This is a genomic window from Hydrogenophaga sp. SL48 (assembly GCF_021729865.1).
Taxonomy (GTDB): domain Bacteria; phylum Pseudomonadota; class Gammaproteobacteria; order Burkholderiales; family Burkholderiaceae_C; genus Hydrogenophaga.
On record NZ_CP063400.1, the window covers coordinates 624,529 to 644,153 of the forward strand.

At 65.0% G+C, this 19,625-nt stretch carries 20 protein-coding genes; 11 read left to right on the top strand and 9 right to left on the bottom strand.

Annotation, left to right across the window (positions count from 1 at the left end; all coding sequences use genetic code 11):
* Positions 1 to 27 precede the first annotated feature (27 nt).
* Positions 28 to 1,788: an acyl-CoA synthetase gene (locus IM738_RS02995; protein ID WP_236964415.1), complete on the top strand. Its 1,761-nt coding sequence runs from the start codon at positions 28 to 30 to the stop codon at positions 1,786 to 1,788.
* 16 nt (positions 1,789 to 1,804) lie between these two features.
* On the opposite strand, the gene IM738_RS03000 is transcribed toward IM738_RS02995, so the two are convergent.
* A complete protein-coding gene (locus IM738_RS03000) occupies positions 1,805 to 2,230 on the bottom strand; it encodes an OmpA family protein (RefSeq protein WP_236964416.1) in 426 nt (141 codons plus the stop codon).
* A 118-nt stretch (positions 2,231 to 2,348) separates the two neighbouring features.
* On the opposite strand from IM738_RS03000, the gene IM738_RS03005 reads away from it, so the two are divergent.
* The 4 genes from IM738_RS03005 to IM738_RS03020 all read left to right on the top strand — a co-directional run bounded on the left by IM738_RS03005 (position 2,349) and on the right by IM738_RS03020 (position 5,037).
* Positions 2,349 to 3,392 carry an aldo/keto reductase gene (locus IM738_RS03005; protein ID WP_236964417.1) on the top strand — a complete coding sequence of 348 codons (1,044 nt, stop codon included), beginning with the start codon at positions 2,349 to 2,351 and terminating at the stop codon, positions 3,390 to 3,392.
* A 114-nt stretch (positions 3,393 to 3,506) separates the two neighbouring features.
* Positions 3,507 to 3,998: an aminoacyl-tRNA deacylase gene (locus tag IM738_RS03010; RefSeq protein WP_236964418.1), complete on the top strand. Its 492-nt coding sequence runs from the start codon at positions 3,507 to 3,509 to the stop codon at positions 3,996 to 3,998.
* Positions 3,999 to 4,051: 53 nt separating this feature from the next.
* Positions 4,052 to 4,681, top strand: coding sequence for a glycerol-3-phosphate 1-O-acyltransferase PlsY (plsY, locus tag IM738_RS03015; RefSeq protein WP_236964419.1), 630 nt, complete (start codon positions 4,052 to 4,054; stop codon positions 4,679 to 4,681).
* The gene (locus IM738_RS03020; protein ID WP_236964420.1) at positions 4,678 to 5,037 is read left to right on the top strand and encodes a RidA family protein; all 360 of its coding nucleotides are present in this window, start codon (positions 4,678 to 4,680) and stop codon (positions 5,035 to 5,037) included. Before plsY ends, IM738_RS03020 begins: the two co-directional genes overlap by 4 nt.
* A 130-nt stretch (positions 5,038 to 5,167) precedes the next feature.
* On the opposite strand, the gene IM738_RS03025 is transcribed toward IM738_RS03020, so the two are convergent.
* Genes IM738_RS03025 through IM738_RS03035 form a run of 3 tightly spaced genes read right to left on the bottom strand, consistent with a single transcriptional unit; the run spans position 5,168 to position 6,974 of the window.
* On the bottom strand, positions 5,168 to 5,833 hold the full coding sequence (locus tag IM738_RS03025) for a retropepsin-like aspartic protease family protein (RefSeq protein ID WP_336886547.1): 666 nt from the start codon (positions 5,831 to 5,833) through the stop codon (positions 5,168 to 5,170).
* A 29-nt stretch (positions 5,834 to 5,862) separates the two neighbouring features.
* Positions 5,863 to 6,465 carry a hypothetical protein gene (locus tag IM738_RS03030; RefSeq protein WP_236964421.1) on the bottom strand — a complete coding sequence of 201 codons (603 nt, stop codon included), beginning with the start codon at positions 6,463 to 6,465 and terminating at the stop codon, positions 5,863 to 5,865.
* A 17-nt stretch (positions 6,466 to 6,482) separates the two neighbouring features.
* Entirely contained in the window at positions 6,483 to 6,974 is a 492-nt protein-coding gene (locus IM738_RS03035) for a YajQ family cyclic di-GMP-binding protein (protein WP_236964422.1), read from the bottom strand.
* 39 nt (positions 6,975 to 7,013) lie between these two features.
* Between IM738_RS03035 and murB the strand changes: the two genes are divergently transcribed.
* Complete coding sequence (murB, locus tag IM738_RS03040; RefSeq protein WP_236964423.1) at positions 7,014 to 8,078, top strand: UDP-N-acetylmuramate dehydrogenase; 1,065 nt, start codon at positions 7,014 to 7,016, stop codon at positions 8,076 to 8,078.
* 77 nt (positions 8,079 to 8,155) lie between these two features.
* Here the strand turns inward: murB and argG are convergent, their stop codons facing one another.
* From argG to IM738_RS03065, 5 genes are all read right to left on the bottom strand, one after another.
* The gene (gene argG / locus IM738_RS03045; protein ID WP_236964424.1) at positions 8,156 to 9,496 is read right to left on the bottom strand and encodes an argininosuccinate synthase; all 1,341 of its coding nucleotides are present in this window, start codon (positions 9,494 to 9,496) and stop codon (positions 8,156 to 8,158) included.
* A 19-nt stretch (positions 9,497 to 9,515) separates the two neighbouring features.
* Positions 9,516 to 9,833 (bottom strand): pyrimidine/purine nucleoside phosphorylase, encoded by a 318-nt coding sequence (gene ppnP, locus IM738_RS03050; protein WP_236964425.1) that lies wholly within the window; start codon positions 9,831 to 9,833, stop codon positions 9,516 to 9,518.
* Positions 9,834 to 9,908: 75 nt separating this feature from the next.
* Positions 9,909 to 11,681, bottom strand: a complete 1,773-nt coding sequence (locus IM738_RS03055; protein WP_236964426.1) for a hypothetical protein — start codon at positions 11,679 to 11,681, stop codon at positions 9,909 to 9,911.
* 219 nt (positions 11,682 to 11,900) lie between these two features.
* Positions 11,901 to 13,937 carry a hypothetical protein gene (locus tag IM738_RS03060; protein ID WP_236964427.1) on the bottom strand — a complete coding sequence of 679 codons (2,037 nt, stop codon included), beginning with the start codon at positions 13,935 to 13,937 and terminating at the stop codon, positions 11,901 to 11,903.
* Positions 13,938 to 14,093: 156 nt separating this feature from the next.
* Positions 14,094 to 14,441, bottom strand: a complete 348-nt coding sequence (locus IM738_RS03065) for an arsenate reductase (RefSeq protein WP_236964428.1) — start codon at positions 14,439 to 14,441, stop codon at positions 14,094 to 14,096.
* 56 nt (positions 14,442 to 14,497) lie between these two features.
* On the opposite strand from IM738_RS03065, the gene pip reads away from it, so the two are divergent.
* Genes pip through purF form a run of 5 tightly spaced genes read left to right on the top strand, consistent with a single transcriptional unit; the run spans position 14,498 to position 19,622 of the window.
* A complete protein-coding gene (gene pip, locus IM738_RS03070; RefSeq protein ID WP_236966450.1) occupies positions 14,498 to 15,445 on the top strand; it encodes a prolyl aminopeptidase in 948 nt (315 codons plus the stop codon).
* A 39-nt stretch (positions 15,446 to 15,484) separates the two neighbouring features.
* Positions 15,485 to 16,834: a bifunctional tetrahydrofolate synthase/dihydrofolate synthase gene (folC, locus tag IM738_RS03075; protein ID WP_236964429.1), complete on the top strand. Its 1,350-nt coding sequence runs from the start codon at positions 15,485 to 15,487 to the stop codon at positions 16,832 to 16,834.
* A gap of 36 nt (positions 16,835 to 16,870) precedes the next feature.
* Positions 16,871 to 17,569: an SPOR domain-containing protein gene (locus tag IM738_RS03080; RefSeq protein WP_236964430.1), complete on the top strand. Its 699-nt coding sequence runs from the start codon at positions 16,871 to 16,873 to the stop codon at positions 17,567 to 17,569.
* A gap of 31 nt (positions 17,570 to 17,600) precedes the next feature.
* Positions 17,601 to 18,086, top strand: a complete 486-nt coding sequence (locus IM738_RS03085; RefSeq protein ID WP_236964431.1) for a CvpA family protein — start codon at positions 17,601 to 17,603, stop codon at positions 18,084 to 18,086.
* 33 nt (positions 18,087 to 18,119) lie between these two features.
* Complete coding sequence (gene purF / locus IM738_RS03090; protein ID WP_236964432.1) at positions 18,120 to 19,622, top strand: amidophosphoribosyltransferase; 1,503 nt, start codon at positions 18,120 to 18,122, stop codon at positions 19,620 to 19,622.
* Positions 19,623 to 19,625 lie beyond the last annotated feature (3 nt).

Below are 19,625 nucleotides of genomic sequence, written 5' to 3' on the forward strand. Positions count from 1 at the left end.
ATCATAAAGACGAGCAGGAGACACCGCATGCCCCAGCGTCAAGGCCGTGACACCCCCGCGTCCGCCGTGGACCATTACGACCAGCTGCACCGCCGCTTTGGCTGGCAGGTGCCCAGGCACTTCAACATGGCCGAGGTCTGCTCGCGCCGCTGGGCAACCGATCCCGAGGTCGCGGCCCGCACCGCCGTGATCGCCTGTGCCGCCGACCGCCCCGACCAGCGCCACAGCTACGCCGAACTGCAGCAGCAAGCCAACCGCCTGTCCAACGCGCTCTCCGCGCTCGGCGTGCGGCGCGGCGACCGCGTGGCCATCGTGATGCCGCAGCGTTTCGAGACCGCCGTGGCCTACATGGCGGTGCTGCAGATGGGCGCGGTCGGTGTGCCGCTCTCGCAACTCTTCGGCCCCGAGGCGCTGGAGTTCCGCCTGCGCGACAGCGAAGCCCTGGTGGCGATCTGCGACGCGAGCACGCTGGCGGCCGTGCAGTCCGTGAGCGCGCAATGTCCTCAACTGCACAGCGTGATCGCGGTGGATGCGCCAGAGAGCAGCGTGCTGCACTGGGCGCCGGTGCTGGCGCAGGAGCCGGCCGCGTTCGACGCGGTGAACACACTGGCCGACGAGGCGGCGGTGCTGATCTACACCAGCGGCACCACCGGCAACCCCAAGGGCGCGCTGATTCCCCATCGCGCGCTGATCGGCAACCTCACCGGTTTCGTGTGCAGCCAGAACTGGTTCGGCTTCGACCCTTGGGACGCGTCGGTGCCGAGCGAGGCGGTGTTCTGGTCGCCGGCCGACTGGGCCTGGACCGGTGGCCTGATGGACGCGCTGCTGCCCACGCTTTACTTCGGCCGCACCATCGTCGGCTTCAACGGCCGCTTCACCCCGCAGACCGCGTTCGAGCTGATGCAGCGCCACGGCGTGACCCACACCTTCCTGTTCCCGACCGCGCTCAAGGCCATGATGAAAGCCTTCCCCGAGCCGCGCCAGCAATACCGGCTGAACCTGCAGGCCATCATGAGCGCGGGCGAGGCCGTGGGCGACGCGGTGTTCGCCTACTGCCGCGAGCAACTGGGCGTGACGGTCAACGAGATGTTCGGCCAGACCGAGATCAACTACATCGTGGGCAACTGCGCGCGGCTCTACCCCGCGCGAGCGGGTTCCATGGGCAAGGGCTATCCGGGCCATCGCGTGGCGGTGATCGACGACGACGGCAACGAGTGCCCCGTCGGCGTGCCAGGCGATGTCGCGGTGCACCGGCTCGACGTGCACGGCGACCCCGACCCGATCTTCTTCCTCGGCTACTGGAAAAACGAGGCCTCGACCCGCGCCAAGTTCACCGGCGACATGGCCGACAGCTGGTGCCGCACCGGCGACCTCGCCACCCGCGACGCCGACGGCTACCTCTGGTACCAGGGCCGCAGCGACGACGTGTTCAAGGCCGCGGGCTACCGCATCGGCCCGAGCGAGATCGAGAACTGCCTGGTCAAGCACCCGGCGGTCGCCAACGCGGCCGTGGTGCCCAAGCCCGACGCCGAGCGTGGCGCGGTGGTCAAGGCCTATGTGGTGCTGGCCCAGGAGTACCTCGCGGCGCCGGGAAGGCGTGTGGGCGACGCGGATTTCGAAGCACGGCTGGTGAAGGAGTTGCAGGCGCATGTGAAGGGCAAACTCGCGCCGTATGAATACCCCAAGGACATCGAGTTCGTCGAATCGCTGCCGATGACCACCACCGGCAAGGTGCAACGCCGCGTGTTGCGGCTGCAGGAAGAGTCGAGGGCGCGACCGAGCGCCTGATGCGCTGCGGGGGTTTTCACTTCCCTTCGCTGATGCGAAGTTCCAGCTGTCGGCCTCCGGCCTTGCCTTCGGTGGTGAGGCGGGTGACGTCGGCGCCGCGCGCGAGCAGGTAGTCGCGCACGCTCAGGGCGCGGTCCTGCGCGAGCAGGCGGTTGGCCGCGTCGCTGCGGCCTTCGTCGCCGTTGCCCACGATGTGCACGCGAAACGTGGGCCGGCTTTCGAGCCGTTTGCCGAGCTCGTTGAGCTGGCGTGCCAGACCAGGCTTGACCGCCGAACGGCCTTTGTCGAAGGCCGATGCGGCGGGCAGAACCATGGACGAGGGCGGGGCGGAGGCGCGTGGCGCGGCCGGTGCGCCGCTGCCACGCGGCGGGGTCGAACAGGCCGCCAGTGCCAGGAGCAACAAGGGCGGAATGGCGCGGAGGGCGGGCGACAAGCGGGGCATACCTGGACTCCTGGTGGGGGCGCCGCCGGTGGCGACAGGGCCGGCGCGGGCACGGCCCTAAACTTATAGATCGGTTTTTCCTCCGATTGTCCTTTCATACGCATTTGCACACCCCTCCATGAACTCTGTTGCACTCGGCGCCAGCGGCCTGCAAGTCACCCCCATCTGCCTGGGCACCATGACCTTCGGTGAACAGGTCAACGAAGCCAGCGCCCACACCATCCTCGACCGTTCGCTGGAACGCGGGGTCAACTTCATCGACGCCGCCGAGATGTACTCGGTGCCGGCCAAGGCCGAGACCTGCGGCGCCACCGAAACCATCATTGGCAACTGGTTCGCGAAACACCCCGGCGCGCGCGAGAAGCTGGTGGTGGCGACCAAGGTCGCCGGTCCCGCGCGCGGCATGCCCTGGATGCGCCCCGAGGTCAGCAAGGCCGGCATCATCGAAGCCTGCGAAGGCAGCCTCAGGCGCCTGCAGACCGATGTGATCGACCTGTACCAGATCCACTGGCCCGCGCGCAACGTGCCGGTCTTTGGTGCGGTCTATTTCGACCCCGCCAAGGACAAGCCCATGCCCTCGGTGCTGGAACAGCTGGAAGCGCTGTCCGGGCTGGTCCAGGCCGGCAAGGTGCGCGCCGTCGGCCTCTCGAACGAATCGCCCTACGGCGTGCACGAGTTCGTGCGCCTGGCCGAACAGCACGGCCTGCCTCGCGTGGCGACGGTGCAGAACCCTTACTGCCTGATCAACCGGACCTACGAGAACGGGCTGGACGAAACCTGCCACCGCCTGGGCGTTTCGCTGCTCGCCTACTCGCCGCTGGGCTTCGGCCTGCTGAGCGGCAAGTACGACGAGACGGGTCTGGTCGGCGACCACGGCCGCATGGCGATCTACGACAGCATGAAGGCCCAGCGCTGGGGCCGGCCCGAGGCGCTGGCCGCGGCGAAGCGCTACAACACGCTGGCGCGCGACCACGGCATGACGCCCTCACAACTGGCGCTGGCCTTCTGCTACCGCAACCCCAAGGTCGCCAGCACCATCATCGGCGTGACCTCGCTGGCGCAGCTGGATGAATGCCTGGATGCGTGGGACACCCAGCTCTCCCCCGAACTGCTCAAGGCCATCGACGCCATCCGCTGGGAACTGCGCGACCCCGCGCAGTGAGGGCGCCACCCCCGTCGCGCTGCGCGCGACCCCCTCCAGGGGGCGATGCGCGTGGCCCGACGGAGCCGGTTCCACCGCATCCTGAGTCAGACACTGTCCTCGTTGCATCTGTTCATGGCGAAAAAAACGCACATCTCCGAGACGCCTGCCACCGCCTGGCTCAAGGCGCATGGCGTGGCTTTCACCGAGCATCCCTACGAATATTTGGAGCATGGGGGCGCCCAGCACAGCGCGGCCGTGTTGGGCTTTGACCCCTTCGCCGTGATCAAGACCCTGATCATGCAGGACGAGGCGGCCAAGCCGCTGGCCATCCTCATGCACGGCAACCGCACGGTGTCCACCAAGAATCTCGCGCGGCAGATCGGCGCCAAATCGGTCGAGCCCTGCAAGCCCGAGGTGGCCAACCGCCACAGCGGCTACCTGGTGGGTGGCACCTCGCCGTTCGGGCTGAAGCGCGAGATGCCGGTGTACGTGGAGTCCACGGTGCTGGCGCTGCCGAAGATTTGGATCAACGGTGGACGCCGCGGTTTTCTCGTCGGCATCGATCCGGCGGTGCTGGCCGCCCCGCTGGGGGCGAAGCCGGTGCAGTGCGCGCTGGCAGAATAAGTGCCAGTGTCGCGCCGCGTGCGCGGCCTCAGAACCACAACGAGGGCATCGCCTTGGCATTCATCACCCCCATTCTCGCCACCGTCCTGGCCTACCTGATCGGCTCGCTCTCGTTCGCGGTGCTGGTCAGCAAGCTCATGGGCCTGAACGACCCGCGCACCTACGGCAGCAAAAACCCCGGCGCCACCAACGTGCTGCGCTCGGGCAGCAAGAAGGCGGCCATCCTCACGCTGCTGCTCGACGCCCTCAAAGGCTGGGTGCCCGTGGTGGCGGTGAAGTGGTGGGGGGAGTCCTGGGGCCTGGGCGACGGCACGGTGGCGCTGGTCGGGCTGGCCGCGTTTCTCGGTCACCTCTGGCCGGTCTTCTTCCGCTTCCAGGGCGGCAAGGGCGTGGCCACGGCGGCGGGCGTGATCATCGGCTTCGAGCCCTGGCTCGGGCTGGCCGTGTTGCTGACCTGGGTGATCGTGGCCTACGCGTTCCGTTATTCGTCGCTGGCGTCCATCGTCACGGCGGTGTTTGCGCCGGTCTTCTTTCTGTTTGGCAACCACGTGGCCTGGCGCGCGCCTGGCATGCTGGTGCTGAGTCTGGCGGTCATGGGCCTGCTGCTGGTGTGGCGCCACGCCGAGAACATCAACCGCCTGGTGGCGGGCAAAGAGAGCAAGCTGGGAGCGAAAAAACCATGAACCAAGAAATCCACCGCATCGGCATGGCCTCACGCTACAGCGAGGCCGCCGTGTTCAACGGCGTGGTGTACCTCGCCGGCATGGTGCCCGAGCGCGGCGACACGGACATCGCCGGTCAGACGGCCGATGTGCTGGCGCAGGTCGAGCAGCGGCTCAGGGAAGCGGGCAGCGACAAGTCGCGCATCCTGCGCGCGCAGATCTATCTGACGGACATCCGGGAGATCGGTTTGATGAATGCCGTGTGGGACGCGTGGGTGGTGCCGGGCACCGCACCACCCAGGGCCACGATGCAGGCCGCGCTGGCCGACCCGGCCTGGAAGATCGAGATCGTCGTCACCGCCGCGCAGGCGAACTGACGGCAGCTTCCGGTGCGAATCTCCCCACCCAGGAGGCGGTGGAACCGCCCTTCGACAAGCTCAGGACGGGCCGCTCGCATCGCCCCCTTAAGGGGGTGACGCGCGCAGCGCGGCGCAGGGGTGGGCAGTTTCAGAACCGCTTCTCCAGCGTCAGCTGGTCGTTCGTCTTCTGCATCTGGAAGCGGTTGAGGAAGCTGTTGCCCAACAGCACAAAGGGCATGGGCTGGGGCGACACCACGGCTTCCACGTCGTAGGCCACCACGTCACCGACGCGCACCGAATCCAGGCGGATCAGGTAACCCGTGGAGGTGCCGTTGGCGGTGTTCATGCGGACCTTCTGGCCGTGTTCGTACTTCAGGTTGATGCGTCTGGCATCGGCTGCACCGAGAGCGACCGTGGTGGCGCCCGTGTCGAGCAGGAACTGGACCGCCTTGCCGTTGATCTGCCCTTGCGGCACGAAGTGGCCACTGGGATCGGCGGTCAGCACGATGCGCTGCCCACCGCCACCAGAGCGCGCTTTGCCCACGCTCACCGGCGCGCCGCCCACCTGCAGCGTCTGGCGCTTGCCGTCCGTTTCAACGGTGGCGGTGTCACCCTCCACCGACAACAGCTTCACACCGCCCACGGCCTGCCCGATGGACAGGAACTTGGGGGGCGCGCCATCGACGATGAGCAATGCCTTGCCTCCCGCCACACCCGAGAGCGCGACCTGGGGCCCGGTCTGCGCATGGGCGGCCAGACCGGCTGTCGTCAGACACAGGATCAGCGACAAGGTCGGCCAGCGGATTGGTTTCAAGGGGTCTCCCCGTGTGTCGGATGGGACGGTCAGCGACCGCCGACGACCGTGGTGTAGTCACCGGCGTACCGCTTTTCCATGAACTGGCGCATCTTGAGCGCCGCGTTCTTGCAGTTGTTGGCGTTGACGGCGGGGTCGCTGTTGATGCTCATCTCGATGGGGCTGCTCAAGGCGCGGTCGAACTGGGCCAGGGCGTCGACCCGTTCTGTCGCGGTCAGGTACTTTTCCATCAGGCGCTCGCTGGCCGCGATGGCGGCAGCGCGTTCGCTGCGCCAGCCGTCGAGCAGGCTCTGCATCACCGGCACCTGTTCGGGCGCGTGTTTCTGGCAATGTTCGATGCGCTTGCGCAGCCCCGATTGCAGCCCGGTGATGTGGACGGCGGCGTCGAGGCGGCGCTTGTCGTGTGGGTTCTTGACGCGCTGATCCAGGGGCAGCGACAGGTTGACGTGAGGGCCGTCGTTCGCCGCAGCGGGGTGCAGCGCTTGGGTGCTGGGGCCACAGGCGCGGTCCTGGAGCACCAGGGTGCCGTCGGCGCCTTTGCATTTGAAGACCGCAGCATGGGCCGCGCCGGTCACCGCGACGGCCCCGACGGCGATCACCAGCCAGCGGCGCATGAAGAAACGCGATCGCATGGAAACGGCGCGCAGGGTCAGTCGCGGAAGTTGTTGAAGCTCAAAGGCAGGTCTTTCAGCTCGCTCTTGATCAGGGCCATGGCGGCCTGCAGATCGTCGCGTTTGCCGCCGGTCACGCGCACCGCGTCGCCCTGGATGGCGCCTTGCACCTTGAGCTTGCTGCCCTTGAGCACCTGCTGGATCTTTTTGCCATCTTCGGTGCTGACGCCGTTTTTCACCTTGACCACCTGCTTGACCTTGTCGCCGCCGATTTTCTCGACCTTGCCGGCGTCGAGGAAACGCACGTCCACGCCGCGCTTGACGAGTTTGCCCAGCAACACGTCGTTGACCTGGGTGAGCTGGAAATCGGCGTCACCGAACAGGGTGATTTCTTTTTCCTTGTCTTTGAGTTCGATGGCGGCGCTGGTGCCTTTGAAATCGAAGCGCGTGCCGATTTCGCGCGCCACCTGCTCGACGGCGTTTTTCACTTCCACGAGATCGGCTTCCAGAACGGTGTCAAAAGAGGGCATGGTGCGGGCTCCACAGAGCGTGAATGAGACAATCGACAGATGTTAGTCGAGAACAACGTGGCGCTACAGGCGCTCAACACCTTTGGCATTGCCGCGCGCGCACAACGTTTCGCGCGGCTGCGCTCTGAAGCCGATCTGGCCGATCTCATGGCCAATGCCGAGTGGAGCGTGCCGTCGCCCACGGCGCCGGTGTTCGTGCTGGGGGGCGGCAGCAACCTGGTGATCACCGGCGACATCAAGGCGCTGGTGCTGAAGGTGGACATTCCCGGCAAACGCCTGTTGGAAGAAACGCCCAAGGGCTGGCTGGTGGAGGCGGGCGCGGGCGAAAACTGGCACGATTTCGTGGCCTGGACGCTGGCGCAGGGCTGGCCGGGGCTGGAAAACATGGCGCTGATTCCCGGCTCGGTGGGCGCCTCGCCGGTGCAGAACATCGGGGCTTATGGGGTGGAATTGCAGGACCGTTTCCATTCGCTGGACGCCATCGACCTGCACACCGGGAAAGGCTTCACGCTGGACGCCGCGCAGTGCGGCTTTGGCTACCGCGACTCGGTGTTCAAGCACACGCCGTCGGACCAGCGCAGCTTCGGGCTGGCAGGCCGCGCGCTGATCACCCGCGTGCGCTTCTTGCTGCCCAAGCCCTGGAAGCCGGTGCTGGGTTACCTGGACCTGGAGCGCAAGATGGCCGAGACCGGCATCCACTCGCCCGATGCGCAGCAGATCTTTGACTGGGTGGTGGCGATCCGCCGCGCCAAGCTGCCCGACCCGGCGGTCATCGGCAATGCCGGCAGCTTCTTCAAGAACCCGACCGTGACGCCCGATCAGTGCGCCGACATCATCGCGCGCGAACCGAAGGTGGTGCATTACCCGATGGCCGACGGCAGCATCAAGCTGGCCGCGGGTTGGCTGATCGACGCCTGCGGATGGAAGGGCAAAAGCGTGGGCAACGCCGCTGTGTACGAGAAGCAGGCGCTGGTGCTGGTGAACCGCGGCGGGCCCGCCCACCCCTGCACGGGGGGAGAGGTGATGACGCTCGCCAAGGCCATCCAGACCAGCGTGTACGAGCGCTTTGGCATCCGACTGGAGCCTGAGCCTGTGGTGGTCTGAGGCAACACTGTCCCCTTCTTCGGACATGAAAAAGCCGCTCCAAGGAGCGGCTTTTTTGTGGGAGACCCGCGAGAGGCTTACTCCCCTTTGTCGCCTTCCAGCCGCAGCATCTGGGCGCCTTCGCCCAGCGACAGCAGGCCGCTCTTGGCGTAGATGCCGAGCTTGGCGCGCGTGTCCACGATGTCGAGGTTGCGCATGGTCAGCTGGCCGATGCGGTCCAGCGGCGTGAACGGCGCGTCTTCCACCTTCTCCATTGACAGGCGCTCGGGCGCATACGTCAGGTTCGGGCTCTCGGTGTTCATGATCGAGTAGTCGTTGCCGCGGCGCAGTTCGACGGTGACCTCGCCGGTGATGGCGCGCGCCACCCAGCGCTGGGCGGTCTCGCGCAGCATGATGGACTGCGGGTCGAACCAGCGGCCCTGGTAGAGCAGACGGCCGAGTTTGAGGCCGTTGATGCGGTACTGCTCGATCGTGTCTTCGTTGTGGATGCCGGTCACCAGGCGCTCGTAGGCGATGTGCAGCAGGGCCAGGCCCGGGGCTTCGTAGATGCCGCGGCTCTTGGCTTCGATGATGCGGTTCTCGATCTGGTCACTCATGCCCAGGCCGTGGCGACCGCCGATGCGGTTGGCTTCCAGGATCAGGTCCACCGGGCTGTCAAAGGTCTTGCCATTCAGGGCGACCGGCTGGCCTTCTTCGAAGCGCACCGTCACGGTTTCGCGCTTGACCTCGACCTCGTCTTTCCAGAACGCCACGCCCATGATGGGGTTGACGATGGTGATGCCGCTGTTCAAGTGCTCCAGGTCTTTCGCTTCGTGCGTGGCGCCCAGCATGTTGCTGTCGGTGGAGTAGGCCTTTTCGGCGCTCATCTTGTAGCCAAAGCCGTTGGCCGTCATGAACGCGCTCATCTCAGCCCGACCGCCCAGCTCGTCGATGAACAGCTGGTCGAGCCAGGGCTTGTAGATCTTCAGGCTGGGGTTGGTTAGCAGACCGTAGCGGTAGAAGCGCTCGATGTCGTTGCCCTTGTAGGTGCTGCCGTCGCCCCAGATGTGGACGTCGTCTTCCTTCATCGCGGCCACCAGCATGGTGCCGGTCACGGCACGACCCAGCGGCGTGGTGTTGAAGTAGGTCACGCCCGCGGTGCTGATGTGGAAAGCGCCGCACTGCAGCGCGGCAATGCCTTCGTGCGCCAGCTGGGTGCGGCAGTCGATCAGGCGTGCCTGCTCGGCGCCGTACTGCATGGCCTTGCGTGGGATTTCGTCGTAGTCCGGCTCGTCGGGCTGGCCGAGGTTGGCGGTGTAGGCGTAGGGGATCGCGCCCTTCTGCTTCATCCACAGCAGGGCGGCGGAGGTGTCCAGGCCGCCGGAAAAGGCAATGCCGACTTTCTGCTGGGTGGGCAGGTTCTGAAGAATGGTGGCCATGTTGTGGGTAACCGTGGATTTAGCCGAAATGGCAGATGTAGTGGTAGGGCTCGGTCACGCGGATGTCGAAACTGCTGTTGCCGGGGATGCTGAACTTCTCGCCCGGGCCGGACTTGATCCAGGCGTCCGTGCCGGCCAGCTTGTATTCACAGCCGCCGGCCACGCACTCCATGATCTCGGGCGCACCGGTGTTGAAGGTGAGCGTGGCGGGCAGCACCACACCGACCGACTTCTTGGTGCCGTCGGGGTACGTGATGCCGTGGCTGACGCATTTGCCGTCGAAATAAACGCTGGCCTGGGTGTTGACGGCGACGCCGTCGATGCGGGAGGTGGTCATGGTGCGGTCGAGGAAGGGGATGCCCCGGTGGGGCGCTGGCAAATTCTCTATTTTAGGCCGCGGCTGTGACGGGTCTCATGGCGGGAGGTTGGTCCAGTAGATCCCGGACAGCGAGGAAATATAAAGACGGTCACCCCTGATGGCTAGTGCATTTACGCTGCTTAGACCAGCGGGTAGTGCCCCAAAAAACACGCCGGCGTTGTAGCAGGTTCCCAAAACGGTGGTCACATCCCCAGTTGGGGTAATGCGCCTGACCGTATAGGAATTGAGATCCGACATATAAACATCGCCTGTCGGCCTGTGCACGGTGATCGCATATGGATTGTCGAATTTCGCACTCATCCCCGACCCATCAGCACAACCACGGGTTGCCTGTCCCGCAAGTGTCGTCACCAAGCCGCTTGGTGAAATTTTTCGCACTCTATGGTTGAACTGGTCCGTCACATACAGATGATCGCTTGCGTCAATAGCCAACTGCCCCGGACTATTGAACCGGGCTGTTGTGCCTTGACCATCTACAAACCCGGATGCTGCAGCAGATGCACCGCCGGCAAATGTGCTTACAACTCCAGTAGGAGATATTTTGCGAATGGCATGATTGTGATATTCACTGACGTAGAGATTTCCAAAGCTGTCTTTGACTATTCCTCGAATTCGATTGAATCGGGCGGATTGAGGCTGGCCATTTGCGTTTCCAGCTTCTGTCATGCTGCCGGCGATTGTTGTAACCAATCCGTGTGGTGATACTTGTCGAACAGTTCTATAGTCACCTATGTGCATGACTCCAGTTGAGTCAATTGTCATAGACGTCAATGCGCCAAATTGAGCTTCGCTTCCCACACCATCCTTGTATCCGCTGTTCTGTATGTTTCCTGCAAAGCTTGAGACGACTCCGCTCGGTGAAACAACGCGAATTTCAGATGGAACGGTTGCATCACCGCCATACCAGTTGAAGTACCGGTCGACCAAGTACAGGTTTCCTGAGGAGTCAAAATTCATTCCCGCCAGGTTGCCGAAACGTGCGCTTTCCCCTTGTGCATTGACATATCCCGGTGAATTCGCTCTTCCAGCAAAAGAAGCCAGCGCTCTGTTGTAATTGCCAATGGAGCTCTTGACGTAGTAACCGATTCCCTCGTACTGATACACCGCCCCCAGGTTGGCAATGATCGAATCCCGTTCAGCGGCGCTGGCAGTGTAGAAGTGGAATCCCCGCTGCAGGTTGTAGAAGCGGAAGAGCGGTATCGTGCCGGTCAGTGCGGTTTTGCTCGCGTAATAGGCGGGGCCTTCGAGCTGAAAGTTTGGCTGTGTGGCGACGATGCTGTTTTTCTCGGCTTCGCTGATGGTGAAGAAGTGGGTGCCTGTGGAAACGTTGTAGAAGCGGTAGACCGGTGAAAGCCCAGTGTCGGTGCTGCTCCAGGCCGAGAATACCGCGCCCTCGTAGCGGAATTGCGGCAGGGTGTTGAGGGTGCGGTCGCGCTCGGTGAGGTCGCGGGTAAACAGGTGCGCACCGGTCTGGATGTTGTAGAAGCGGTAGAGAGGGGCGCTCGGCGCGGTGATGGCTTTTGGGCTGATCCGAACTGCCGACGGAGTGGCATCTCCCTCGACCGGTTCCTGCTGCACTTCGGCGCGGTTGAGCGAGGCCGACTCGGCCCAGGCCTGAGACGTTGCCGCAGACACCGGTGGGGTTGCGCTGGCGCGAGACGCTGGAGGTATGGTTTCCTCAGTGACCGCTGTGGTGGCTGTGCGTTCGGTGGCAGTGGACGACGCGGGGTCCTGTCCGCCGCCGCAAGCGGCAAGGATGGCGCTCAGGCACAGCAGTGCCAGCGCCCGTGTGGTTTGACGGGTCATGTTTTCCCTCCCTGGGATTGGTTGAAATCAGGGGAGGATTTTATCGTTGATAAAACTTACGAATTAAACTGAAAGCGTTTTTCGCGGGAAAATGAGGTCCAAATGGACGGCCTTCCCCAATGGGGGTGGCTGTTGCGTGTTCAAGCTTGCCTAAGCACCGAGGGGCTGACGTCTTTCAACGTCAGCCCCTCAGGTGGGTGGTTCAATGACCGGTTGGCTTCAGTTCATTGGCCAAGCCAGGTAGGCCACGCCTTCATAGTTGTAGTACTGGCCCAGTGTGTTGATGATGTTGTCGCGCTCGGCCACGCTGGTGGTGTAGAGGTGGGTGCCGGCCGACTTTCTGAAGAATCGGTAGACCTCGACGGTCCCGGCGGCCGGTGCGTTGGCCTTGCGCGCGTACCAGCCAATGCCTTCGAAGTTGTAGGTGGCGGTGTTGGCCTGAACGACGGCTTTTTCACCCTCATCGATGGTGTAGAAGTGAACGCCGGTCCGCCTGTTGTAGAAGCGGTAGACCGGGCTCAGGCCTGCGCCCGTCGCAGGCGAAACCATGAACATCGGCGCTTCGTAGGTCAGGGCGGTGTTGGTGGCGCGCACACTGTCGCGTTCATCCACGCTGGCGCTGAAGAAGTGGGCCCCGCTACCGGTGTTGTAGAACCGGAACACCATGCGGTAGCCGGGGTTGAGCCAGTTGATCAGGCCGTCTTCATAGGCGAGATCGAAACGGCCATAGAGGTCGGGGGCGGTGGGGGCGGAGCAACTGCTGGATCCTCCCCACAATTGACCGATGATTTTGGGGTTGGAGCTCAAGCCATCGGCAAAAAGAGCCGAGCCACTGCTGCCGCCTTCTGTGATGCCCGAGTTGAAAGTCACTTGGTACATGGGGTAGCTGGCGTTGGCTCCCGACGCACTGGTGAAGTAACCCTGTGAATCAATCGCGAGCAGGATCCCGTAGTTGGTCAAACGACCATCGCTTCGCCGCAAAGAGTCGCTGAGATCCGTGGCTTCATCAAAGGGATGATGCAAGCCGATGTAGTTGGTGCCGGTGTTGATGGCGTGCCGCTGAAAGCTCCAGCCCGCATACACCGCACCCGCCGGTGGCAGTGAGTTCAATTTCAAGAGCGTCGTGTCCGTGCCGATCGGTGTCCTGGCGGAACCGGACAGTTCCGGGCGGTTGAAAAGCAACGTGCTTCCATTGGAGTCTGCGGTGTAGGAAGACGCGGCTGCGCCGCATGCGTTGCTGCGGTAAAACCACCAGGTGGTCAACGAACTCGCAGCCGCCTGGGTGTTGATGCAATGGTTGGCCGTCAGGAAGTAACCTTGTTGGGTCGCACCGCGGTTGGCGATGAGGGTGCCTGTGCACACATAGCTATATCCGCCTTCAACGATGTCCATTGCCGCCACTGCATTGGCTGCGGGCGGCAATGGCGTCGTGCAGGTGGCTTGCGGAGTCAGGGCGCAGGTGGCCTTTTCCCTGATGGTTGAAAGCTCGGCTTCCACAGCGGTCTCAGCCAGATGGGTCAGTGTCGGAATGGAGAAGACCACTGCGGAGGTGTCGCCTCCTTTGGGAACTTCCACTTCGAGCACGGAGGTCTCGCCCAGCGTCGTTGGCGTCCAGTAGGTGCGCGCGGCCGGAGAGTCGCCGTCCGTTTTGATATTGGCCTGGATAATCGAATTGATGTGCTCGCCGGTGGTCTGAACGGCCTCTGAACTGCCGCTGGCATAGAAGCGCAATATGGCCTCGCTTGGAATCTGCTGAACCAGCAGCCCCAGGCGAATGCCCTTGGCGCCCTCGGACCGCAGACTCATTGAGGTTCTCTGAGCGCCCGTCTCGGTCGTGCTCCAGTTCAGCAGCGTTCGAAGGCTCTTGCTGGTACTTGCAGAGTGGACGGGCCGGGGAAACCCGGTCTGGTATGCCTTGGCAGAAAACTGGGCTCCGGTTCGTTGGTTTTTCCTGGCCCGCTGTTCTTGTTGGGCCGCAGAGGGTGCGCCCAGATCAATGCTGGCGCCGACCTTGCGGGCCGAGGTGGTGTCGAGTGTGACCGGCTTGACGGGACCCGCTTCTCCCTCAGCCGCAGCCTTTGCCGGCTGGGTCACTGCGTTCGCACTGTTGGAACCCACCGGTTCAGCAGCGGTTTCTGCGGCGGACTCCGCTACCGTGTTGCTGGAGGCTGACTTCGACTGGGCGGATTGCGCCGATTCACCGGCGCCCCCGCAAGCCGCAAGCCCCAGCACGGCTGTGAAAGCCAGCCATCGCATGTGTTTTCCTGACATGGGTACCCCGGGATTGAACAAGCACGCTATTGTCACGCCCCGTGATCGTTCGATTCCCTGTCGCCGGCCTGATGAACACTTTGTATCGATTGTTTCCTTCGCATCCACCTCCCGGTTCTGGGTGGCCCTGTGGAGGTCTTTTCAAAGCCGATCTCGCCAGTCGGCGGCGTCGAAGCCGACGCTGATGCTGCCGTCTGCCCACTCCACCACCGGGCGTTTGATCACGCTCGCGTGGGCCAGCAGCAGGGAGTGTGCGCTGGCGTTATCCACCACCGCGCTACGTGTGGCCTCGTCCAGTCCGCGCCAGGTCGTGCCCTTGCGGTTGACGAGCTGTTCCCAACCCGCCGCAGCGAGCCAGCGGTCGAGTTCACGCTCGGGAACGCCCTGTTTTTTTAAGTCGTGGAACGTGTGCGTGACGCTGTGTTCCGTCAGCCAGGTGCGGGCCTTCTTGACGGTGTCGCAGTTGGGGATGCCGTAGAGTGTGGTCATCCCCGAATTCTGGCACGCTGCCCTCTGGCTGCGTGCCCTCTACCCCAGGTTTCAAGATGACGCTGCGCGACTTTTACCCACCCATCGAGCCGTTCAGAACCGGTGTGCTCGACACTGGCGACGGCCACCAGGTCTTCTGGGAGCTGTGCGGCAATCCGGCGGGCAAGCCCGCGGTGTTTTTGCATGGCGGCCCGGGCTCGGGCTGTTCGCCCGACCACCGCCGCCTGTTCGACCCGGAGCGTTACTGTGTGTTGTTCTTCGACCAGAGAGGTTGCGGGCGCTCCCAGCCCGCGGCCTCGCTGGAAAACAACACGACCTGGCACTTGGTGGCGGACATGGAGCGGCTGCGCACGATGCTGGGTGTGGAGCAGTGGCTGGTGTTCGGCGGTTCCTGGGGCAGCACATTGGCGTTGGCCTATGCGCAGACGCACACCGAACGCGTGTCGGCGCTGATCGTGCGTGGCATCTTCACGCTGCGGCGCGAGGAGGTGCGCTGGTACTACCAGGAGGGGGCGTCCTGGCTGTTCCCGGATTTGTGGGAAGGTTTCGTTGCGCCGATTCCCGTGGCCGAGCGGGGCGATCTGCTCTCCGCATATCGGAAACGCCTGACGGGTGACGACCCGGCCGAGCAGCTCGCCTGCGCCCGCGCCTGGAGCCTGTGGGAAGGCCAGACCATCCGCCTGCTGCCCGACGCGGCCAACACCGCCAAACATTCGAACGACGCGTTCTCGCTCGCTTTCGCCCGCATTGAAAACCACTACTTCGTGCACGACGGGTGGATGGACGAAGGCCAGCTCATCCGCGACGCGGGCCAGCTGGCCCACATTCCCGGCGTGATCGTGCAGGGGCGCTACGACGCCTGCACCCCCGCCCATACGGCCTGGGCGCTGCACCGCGCCTGGCCGCAGGCCGAGTTCCACCTGGTGCCGGACGCCGGGCACGCGTTCAACGAGCCCGGCATCCTCACGAAGCTGATCGAGGCGACCGACCGATTCGCCCTCTGAACCTGCGGGCAGCGGGTGGTGCGAGACAATCCGGGGTGTATGAACACCCTTTCTGAATGGCTCGCCCACTGCGAGCGTCTGCACCCTCAAGGCATCAGCGGCATCGAACTCGGGTTAGACCGCGTGCAACGTGTCGCGCAGCGCATGCAGCTGAACCTGGCCTGCCCCGTGATCACGGTGGCCGGCACCAACGGCAAAGGCTCCACCTGCGCCATGCTGGAAGCGATTTACGGTGAGGCGGGCTACCGCACCGGCGTGTACACCTCGCCGCACCTGGTGCGCTTCGAAGAGCGCTGCCGCGTCGCGGGCGAGGCGGTGGACGCGCAGGCCCTGGTGCCCGCCTTTGCCGAGGTCGAGGCCGCGCGGCTGGGGGTGGCGAGCGACGACGGTCTGGGCGAGGTGCAGCTCACTTACTTCGAATTCACCACCCTGGCCATCCTGCGCACACTCGCGGCCAGCGGGATCGATGTGGCCATCCTGGAAGTGGGCCTGGGCGGGCGGCTGGATGCGGTGAACATCGTCGATTCCGATTGCGCCGTCATCACCTGCATCGCGCTGGACCACATGGCCCTGCTGGGGCCGGACCGCGAAGCGATTGGCTACGAGAAGGCCGGCGTCATGCGCACCGGCCGCCCGGTGGTGGTGAGCGACCCGGTGCCGCCGCAAAGCGTGCTCGACCGCGCGCTCGAAGTGGGTGCCAACCTGTGGCGCCTGGGCAGGGACTTTCACTTCGCTGGGGACCAGCAGCAATGGGGCTGGGCCATGCACCCTTCGCACGGCGGGCGGCGCTACAGTGGGCTGGCCTACCCGGCGCTGCGGGGCGCCAACCAGCTGGTCAACGCGTCGGGGGTGCTCGCGGCCATCGAGGCCCTGCGCCCGCGTCTGCCGGTGACCGCGCAGGCGGTGCGCAACGGGCTGGCCATGGTGGAGCTGCCCGGGCGCTTCCAGATCGTGCCCGGCACGCCCACCCTGGTGCTGGACGTGGCGCACAACCCGCACTCGGTGGCCGCGCTGGCGGAAAACCTCGATGCCATGGGCTATTACCCCACCACCCATGCGGTGTTCGGTGCCATGGCCGACAAGGACCTGGGCGCCATGCTGGAGCGCATCGGTCCCCTGATCGACCGCTGGCACCTCACCGATCTGCCGCTCCCGCGCGCGAGCACGGCCGAGGCGCTGGCCGAGCAGCTGGACGCCCACGCAGCCACCGCGCCCGGCGGCAAGAGCCGGGTGGCCGGCCGCCATGCCACGCCCATGGAGGCGCTGCGCGCGGCGGTGTCGCTGGCGGACCCCGCTGATAGAATCGTGGTCTTTGGTTCCTTCTTCACCGTGGGTGGTGTTTTGCAGAACGGGGTGCCCCGTCTGTCGGCCAAACACCTCGCTGCCTGACCGCTCCCGCAGCCCTTTGCCAGGGTCCGACCCCGAATGCTCACATCCCGCTCCGGTACCCAGGGCCACCCGGCCCCTCAGCCGCCCCAAAGCATTGAGGCTGTGCGCCGCAGGGCGCGCCACCGCCTGATCGGGGCGGCGGTGCTGGTGCTGGTGGGCGTGCTCGGTTTCCCTTTGCTGTTCGACACGCAGCCTCGCCCGATCGCGGTGGACATTCCGATCGAAATCCCCTCGCGCAACCCGGCGTCTTCCGCTTCGTCTGCCAAACCTGCCGCCTCAGCCGCCTCTGACAGCGCCAAGGCGTCCGTAGGTGGCGTGTCCACCGGCGACAGCCTCAGCGCGCGCGAGGAGGAGGTGGAGACCAGACCCACGCTCGTGGCCAAGGCAGACAAGGTGGAAACGGCCAAACCAGACGCGACGGATACCGCCGTCCCTGCTGCCAAACCTGCGCCGAAAGCCAGCGACAAGGTCGCGGGCGATGCCGACGACAAGCCCGCCACAGGCAATGAACGCATCGTGGTGCAGGTGGGGGCCTTTGCCGAAGCCGAGCGTGCTCGCGAGGCACGTCTCAAGCTGGAGCGCGCCGGGCTCAAGACTTACACCCACGTGGCCGAAACCTCTCAGGGCAAGCGCATCCGGGTGCGCATGGGGCCGTTTGCCACCCGCGCCGAGGCCGACAAGGCAGCGGCCCGCGCCAAGGCGCTGGGCCTGCCGGCGGCCTTGTTGTGGCTGTGATGCCTGACCGCGTGACCCGGATCGGCTGGGCATGAACGGGGTCGACGGCGTTCTGCTGGCGGTCCTGTTGCTGTCGGCCGTGGTGGGCCTGTGGCGTGGACTGGTCTACGAGGTGCTGTCGGTCGCTGCCTGGGTGGCTGCGTTTGTGGTGGCCCAGGCGTACGCGGGCGTGGTGGCCGGGCTGCTGCCCATGGGGGATGCATCGCCCGCCCTGCGACTGGCGGCGGGGTTTGCGCTGGTCTTCATTGCCACGGTCTTTGCCGGAGGGCTGGCGGCTTGGGTGGTGAAGCGCATGGTGTCGGCCGTGGGCTTGCGACCGATCGATCGGGTACTGGGTGGCGCGTTTGGTCTCTTGCGGGGCGTGGTGATTTTGCTGGCCCTGGCGGTGGTGGTGGGCATGACGCCGCTGAAGTCCAACCAGCAGTGGGAGGCGTCGATGGTGGCGCAGGTGTTGGCCGACGGGCTGCACACACTCAAGCCGTTGCTGCCGCCGTCGGTGGCGGGATATCTGTCCTGAAATTTTTGTCAATGTTTCGCTGAGGATCCAATCATGTGTGGAATTGTGGGCGTGGTGAGCCAGACGCCGGTCAACCAGTTGATCTATGACGCGCTGCTGCTGTTGCAGCACCGCGGCCAGGATGCGGCCGGTATCGTGACCGAGCAAGGTCGCAAGTTCTTCATGCACAAGGCCAAGGGCATGGTGCGGGACGTGTTTCGCACCCGCAACATGCGAGCCCTGCCGGGGAACAGCGGCCTCGGGCAGGTGCGTTACCCGACCGCCGGCAACGCCTTCAGCGAGGAAGAGGCGCAGCCGTTCTACGTGAACGCCCCGTTCGGCCTGGTTCTGGTGCACAACGGCAACCTGACCAACGCCCAGGCGCTGAAGCAGGAGCTGTTTCAGACGGACCACCGCCACATCAACACCGACAGCGACTCCGAGGTCTTGCTCAACGTGCTGGCGCACGAGCTGGAGAAGGTGTCGCGCGGCATCAAGCTCAAGCCCGCCGACGTGTTTGCCGCCGTGCGCGGCGTGCACCAGCGGGTGCGCGGCTCTTACGCCGTGGTGGCTCTGATCGCAGGGCACGGGTTGCTCGCGTTCCGTGATCCCTATGGCATCCGCCCGCTGTGCGTCGGCCGCCATGGCGACAGTGTGATGGTGGCCAGCGAGTCGGTGACGCTCGAGGGCAACGGCTTCGAGCTGGACCGCGACATCCAGCCCGGCGAGGCGCTGTTTGTGGACCTGGCCGGCAACATGCAGTTCCAGCAGTGCGCTGAGAAGACCAGCCACAACCCCTGCATCTTCGAGTTTGTCTACCTGGCGCGGCCCGACTCGGTGCTCGATGGCATCTCGGTGTACCAGGCGCGCCTGAACCTGGGCAAGACGCTGGCCAAGCGGCTGGTGTCCACCGTGCCGCCGAACGAGATCGACGTGGTGATCCCAATCCCCGAGTCGTCGCGCCCCAGCGCCATGGAGCTGGCCCAGTTGCTGGGCTTGCCGTACCGCGAGGGCTTCGTGAAGAACCGCTACGTTGGCCGCACCTTCATCATGCCGGGGCAGGGGGTGCGCAAGAAGTCGGTGCGCCAGAAGCTCAACGTGATCGCCAGCGAGTTCAAGGGCCGCAACGTGCTGCTGGTGGACGACTCCATCGTGCGTGGCACCACCAGCCGCGAGATCGTGCAGATGGCGCGCGACGCCGGTGCCCGCAAGGTGTACCTGGCCAGCGCTGCGCCGCCGGTGCGTTTTCCCAACGTCTACGGCATCGACATGCCCACGCCCGACGAGCTCGTGGCGCACGACCGCACGGTCGAGCAGGTGCGCGAGAGCATCGGTTGTGATGCCCTGATCTACCAGGACGTGGACGCGATGAAGCAGGCCATCGGCTCGCTCAATCCGTCGCTGGCCGGTTTTGACGCTTCGTGTTTCGACGGCGTGTACGTCACTGGCGACATCACGCTGGAAACCATTGCGCGCATGAACGCCGGACGTGGCTCGGCCGAAGAGGGCGAGGAAGACAGCTCCCGCCTGGCCTTGCCCAATGCGCAGACCGCCTGATCG

Excerpts from the sequence above, each read along its gene's own strand:
- IM738_RS02995 (WP_236964415.1), top strand. The coding sequence starts at position 28 with ATGCCCCAGCGTCAAGGCCGTGACACCCCCGCGTCCGCCGTGGACCAT.
- IM738_RS03000 (WP_236964416.1), bottom strand. The coding sequence starts at position 2,230 with ATGCCCCGCTTGTCGCCCGCCCTCCGCGCCATTCCGCCCTTGTTGCTC.
- IM738_RS03005 (WP_236964417.1), top strand. The coding sequence starts at position 2,349 with ATGAACTCTGTTGCACTCGGCGCCAGCGGCCTGCAAGTCACCCCCATC.
- IM738_RS03010 (WP_236964418.1), top strand. The coding sequence starts at position 3,507 with ATGGCGAAAAAAACGCACATCTCCGAGACGCCTGCCACCGCCTGGCTC.
- IM738_RS03020 (WP_236964420.1), top strand. The coding sequence starts at position 4,678 with ATGAACCAAGAAATCCACCGCATCGGCATGGCCTCACGCTACAGCGAG.
- IM738_RS03030 (WP_236964421.1), bottom strand. The coding sequence starts at position 6,465 with ATGCGATCGCGTTTCTTCATGCGCCGCTGGCTGGTGATCGCCGTCGGG.
- IM738_RS03035 (WP_236964422.1), bottom strand. The coding sequence starts at position 6,974 with ATGCCCTCTTTTGACACCGTTCTGGAAGCCGATCTCGTGGAAGTGAAA.
- murB (WP_236964423.1), top strand. The coding sequence starts at position 7,014 with ATGTTAGTCGAGAACAACGTGGCGCTACAGGCGCTCAACACCTTTGGC.
- argG (WP_236964424.1), bottom strand. The coding sequence starts at position 9,496 with ATGGCCACCATTCTTCAGAACCTGCCCACCCAGCAGAAAGTCGGCATT.
- ppnP (WP_236964425.1), bottom strand. The coding sequence starts at position 9,833 with ATGACCACCTCCCGCATCGACGGCGTCGCCGTCAACACCCAGGCCAGC.
- IM738_RS03055 (WP_236964426.1), bottom strand. The coding sequence starts at position 11,681 with ATGACCCGTCAAACCACACGGGCGCTGGCACTGCTGTGCCTGAGCGCC.
- IM738_RS03060 (WP_236964427.1), bottom strand. The coding sequence starts at position 13,937 with ATGCGATGGCTGGCTTTCACAGCCGTGCTGGGGCTTGCGGCTTGCGGG.
- IM738_RS03065 (WP_236964428.1), bottom strand. The coding sequence starts at position 14,441 with ATGACCACACTCTACGGCATCCCCAACTGCGACACCGTCAAGAAGGCC.
- pip (WP_236966450.1), top strand. The coding sequence starts at position 14,498 with ATGACGCTGCGCGACTTTTACCCACCCATCGAGCCGTTCAGAACCGGT.
- folC (WP_236964429.1), top strand. The coding sequence starts at position 15,485 with ATGAACACCCTTTCTGAATGGCTCGCCCACTGCGAGCGTCTGCACCCT.
- IM738_RS03080 (WP_236964430.1), top strand. The coding sequence starts at position 16,871 with ATGCTCACATCCCGCTCCGGTACCCAGGGCCACCCGGCCCCTCAGCCG.
- IM738_RS03085 (WP_236964431.1), top strand. The coding sequence starts at position 17,601 with ATGAACGGGGTCGACGGCGTTCTGCTGGCGGTCCTGTTGCTGTCGGCC.
- purF (WP_236964432.1), top strand. The coding sequence starts at position 18,120 with ATGTGTGGAATTGTGGGCGTGGTGAGCCAGACGCCGGTCAACCAGTTG.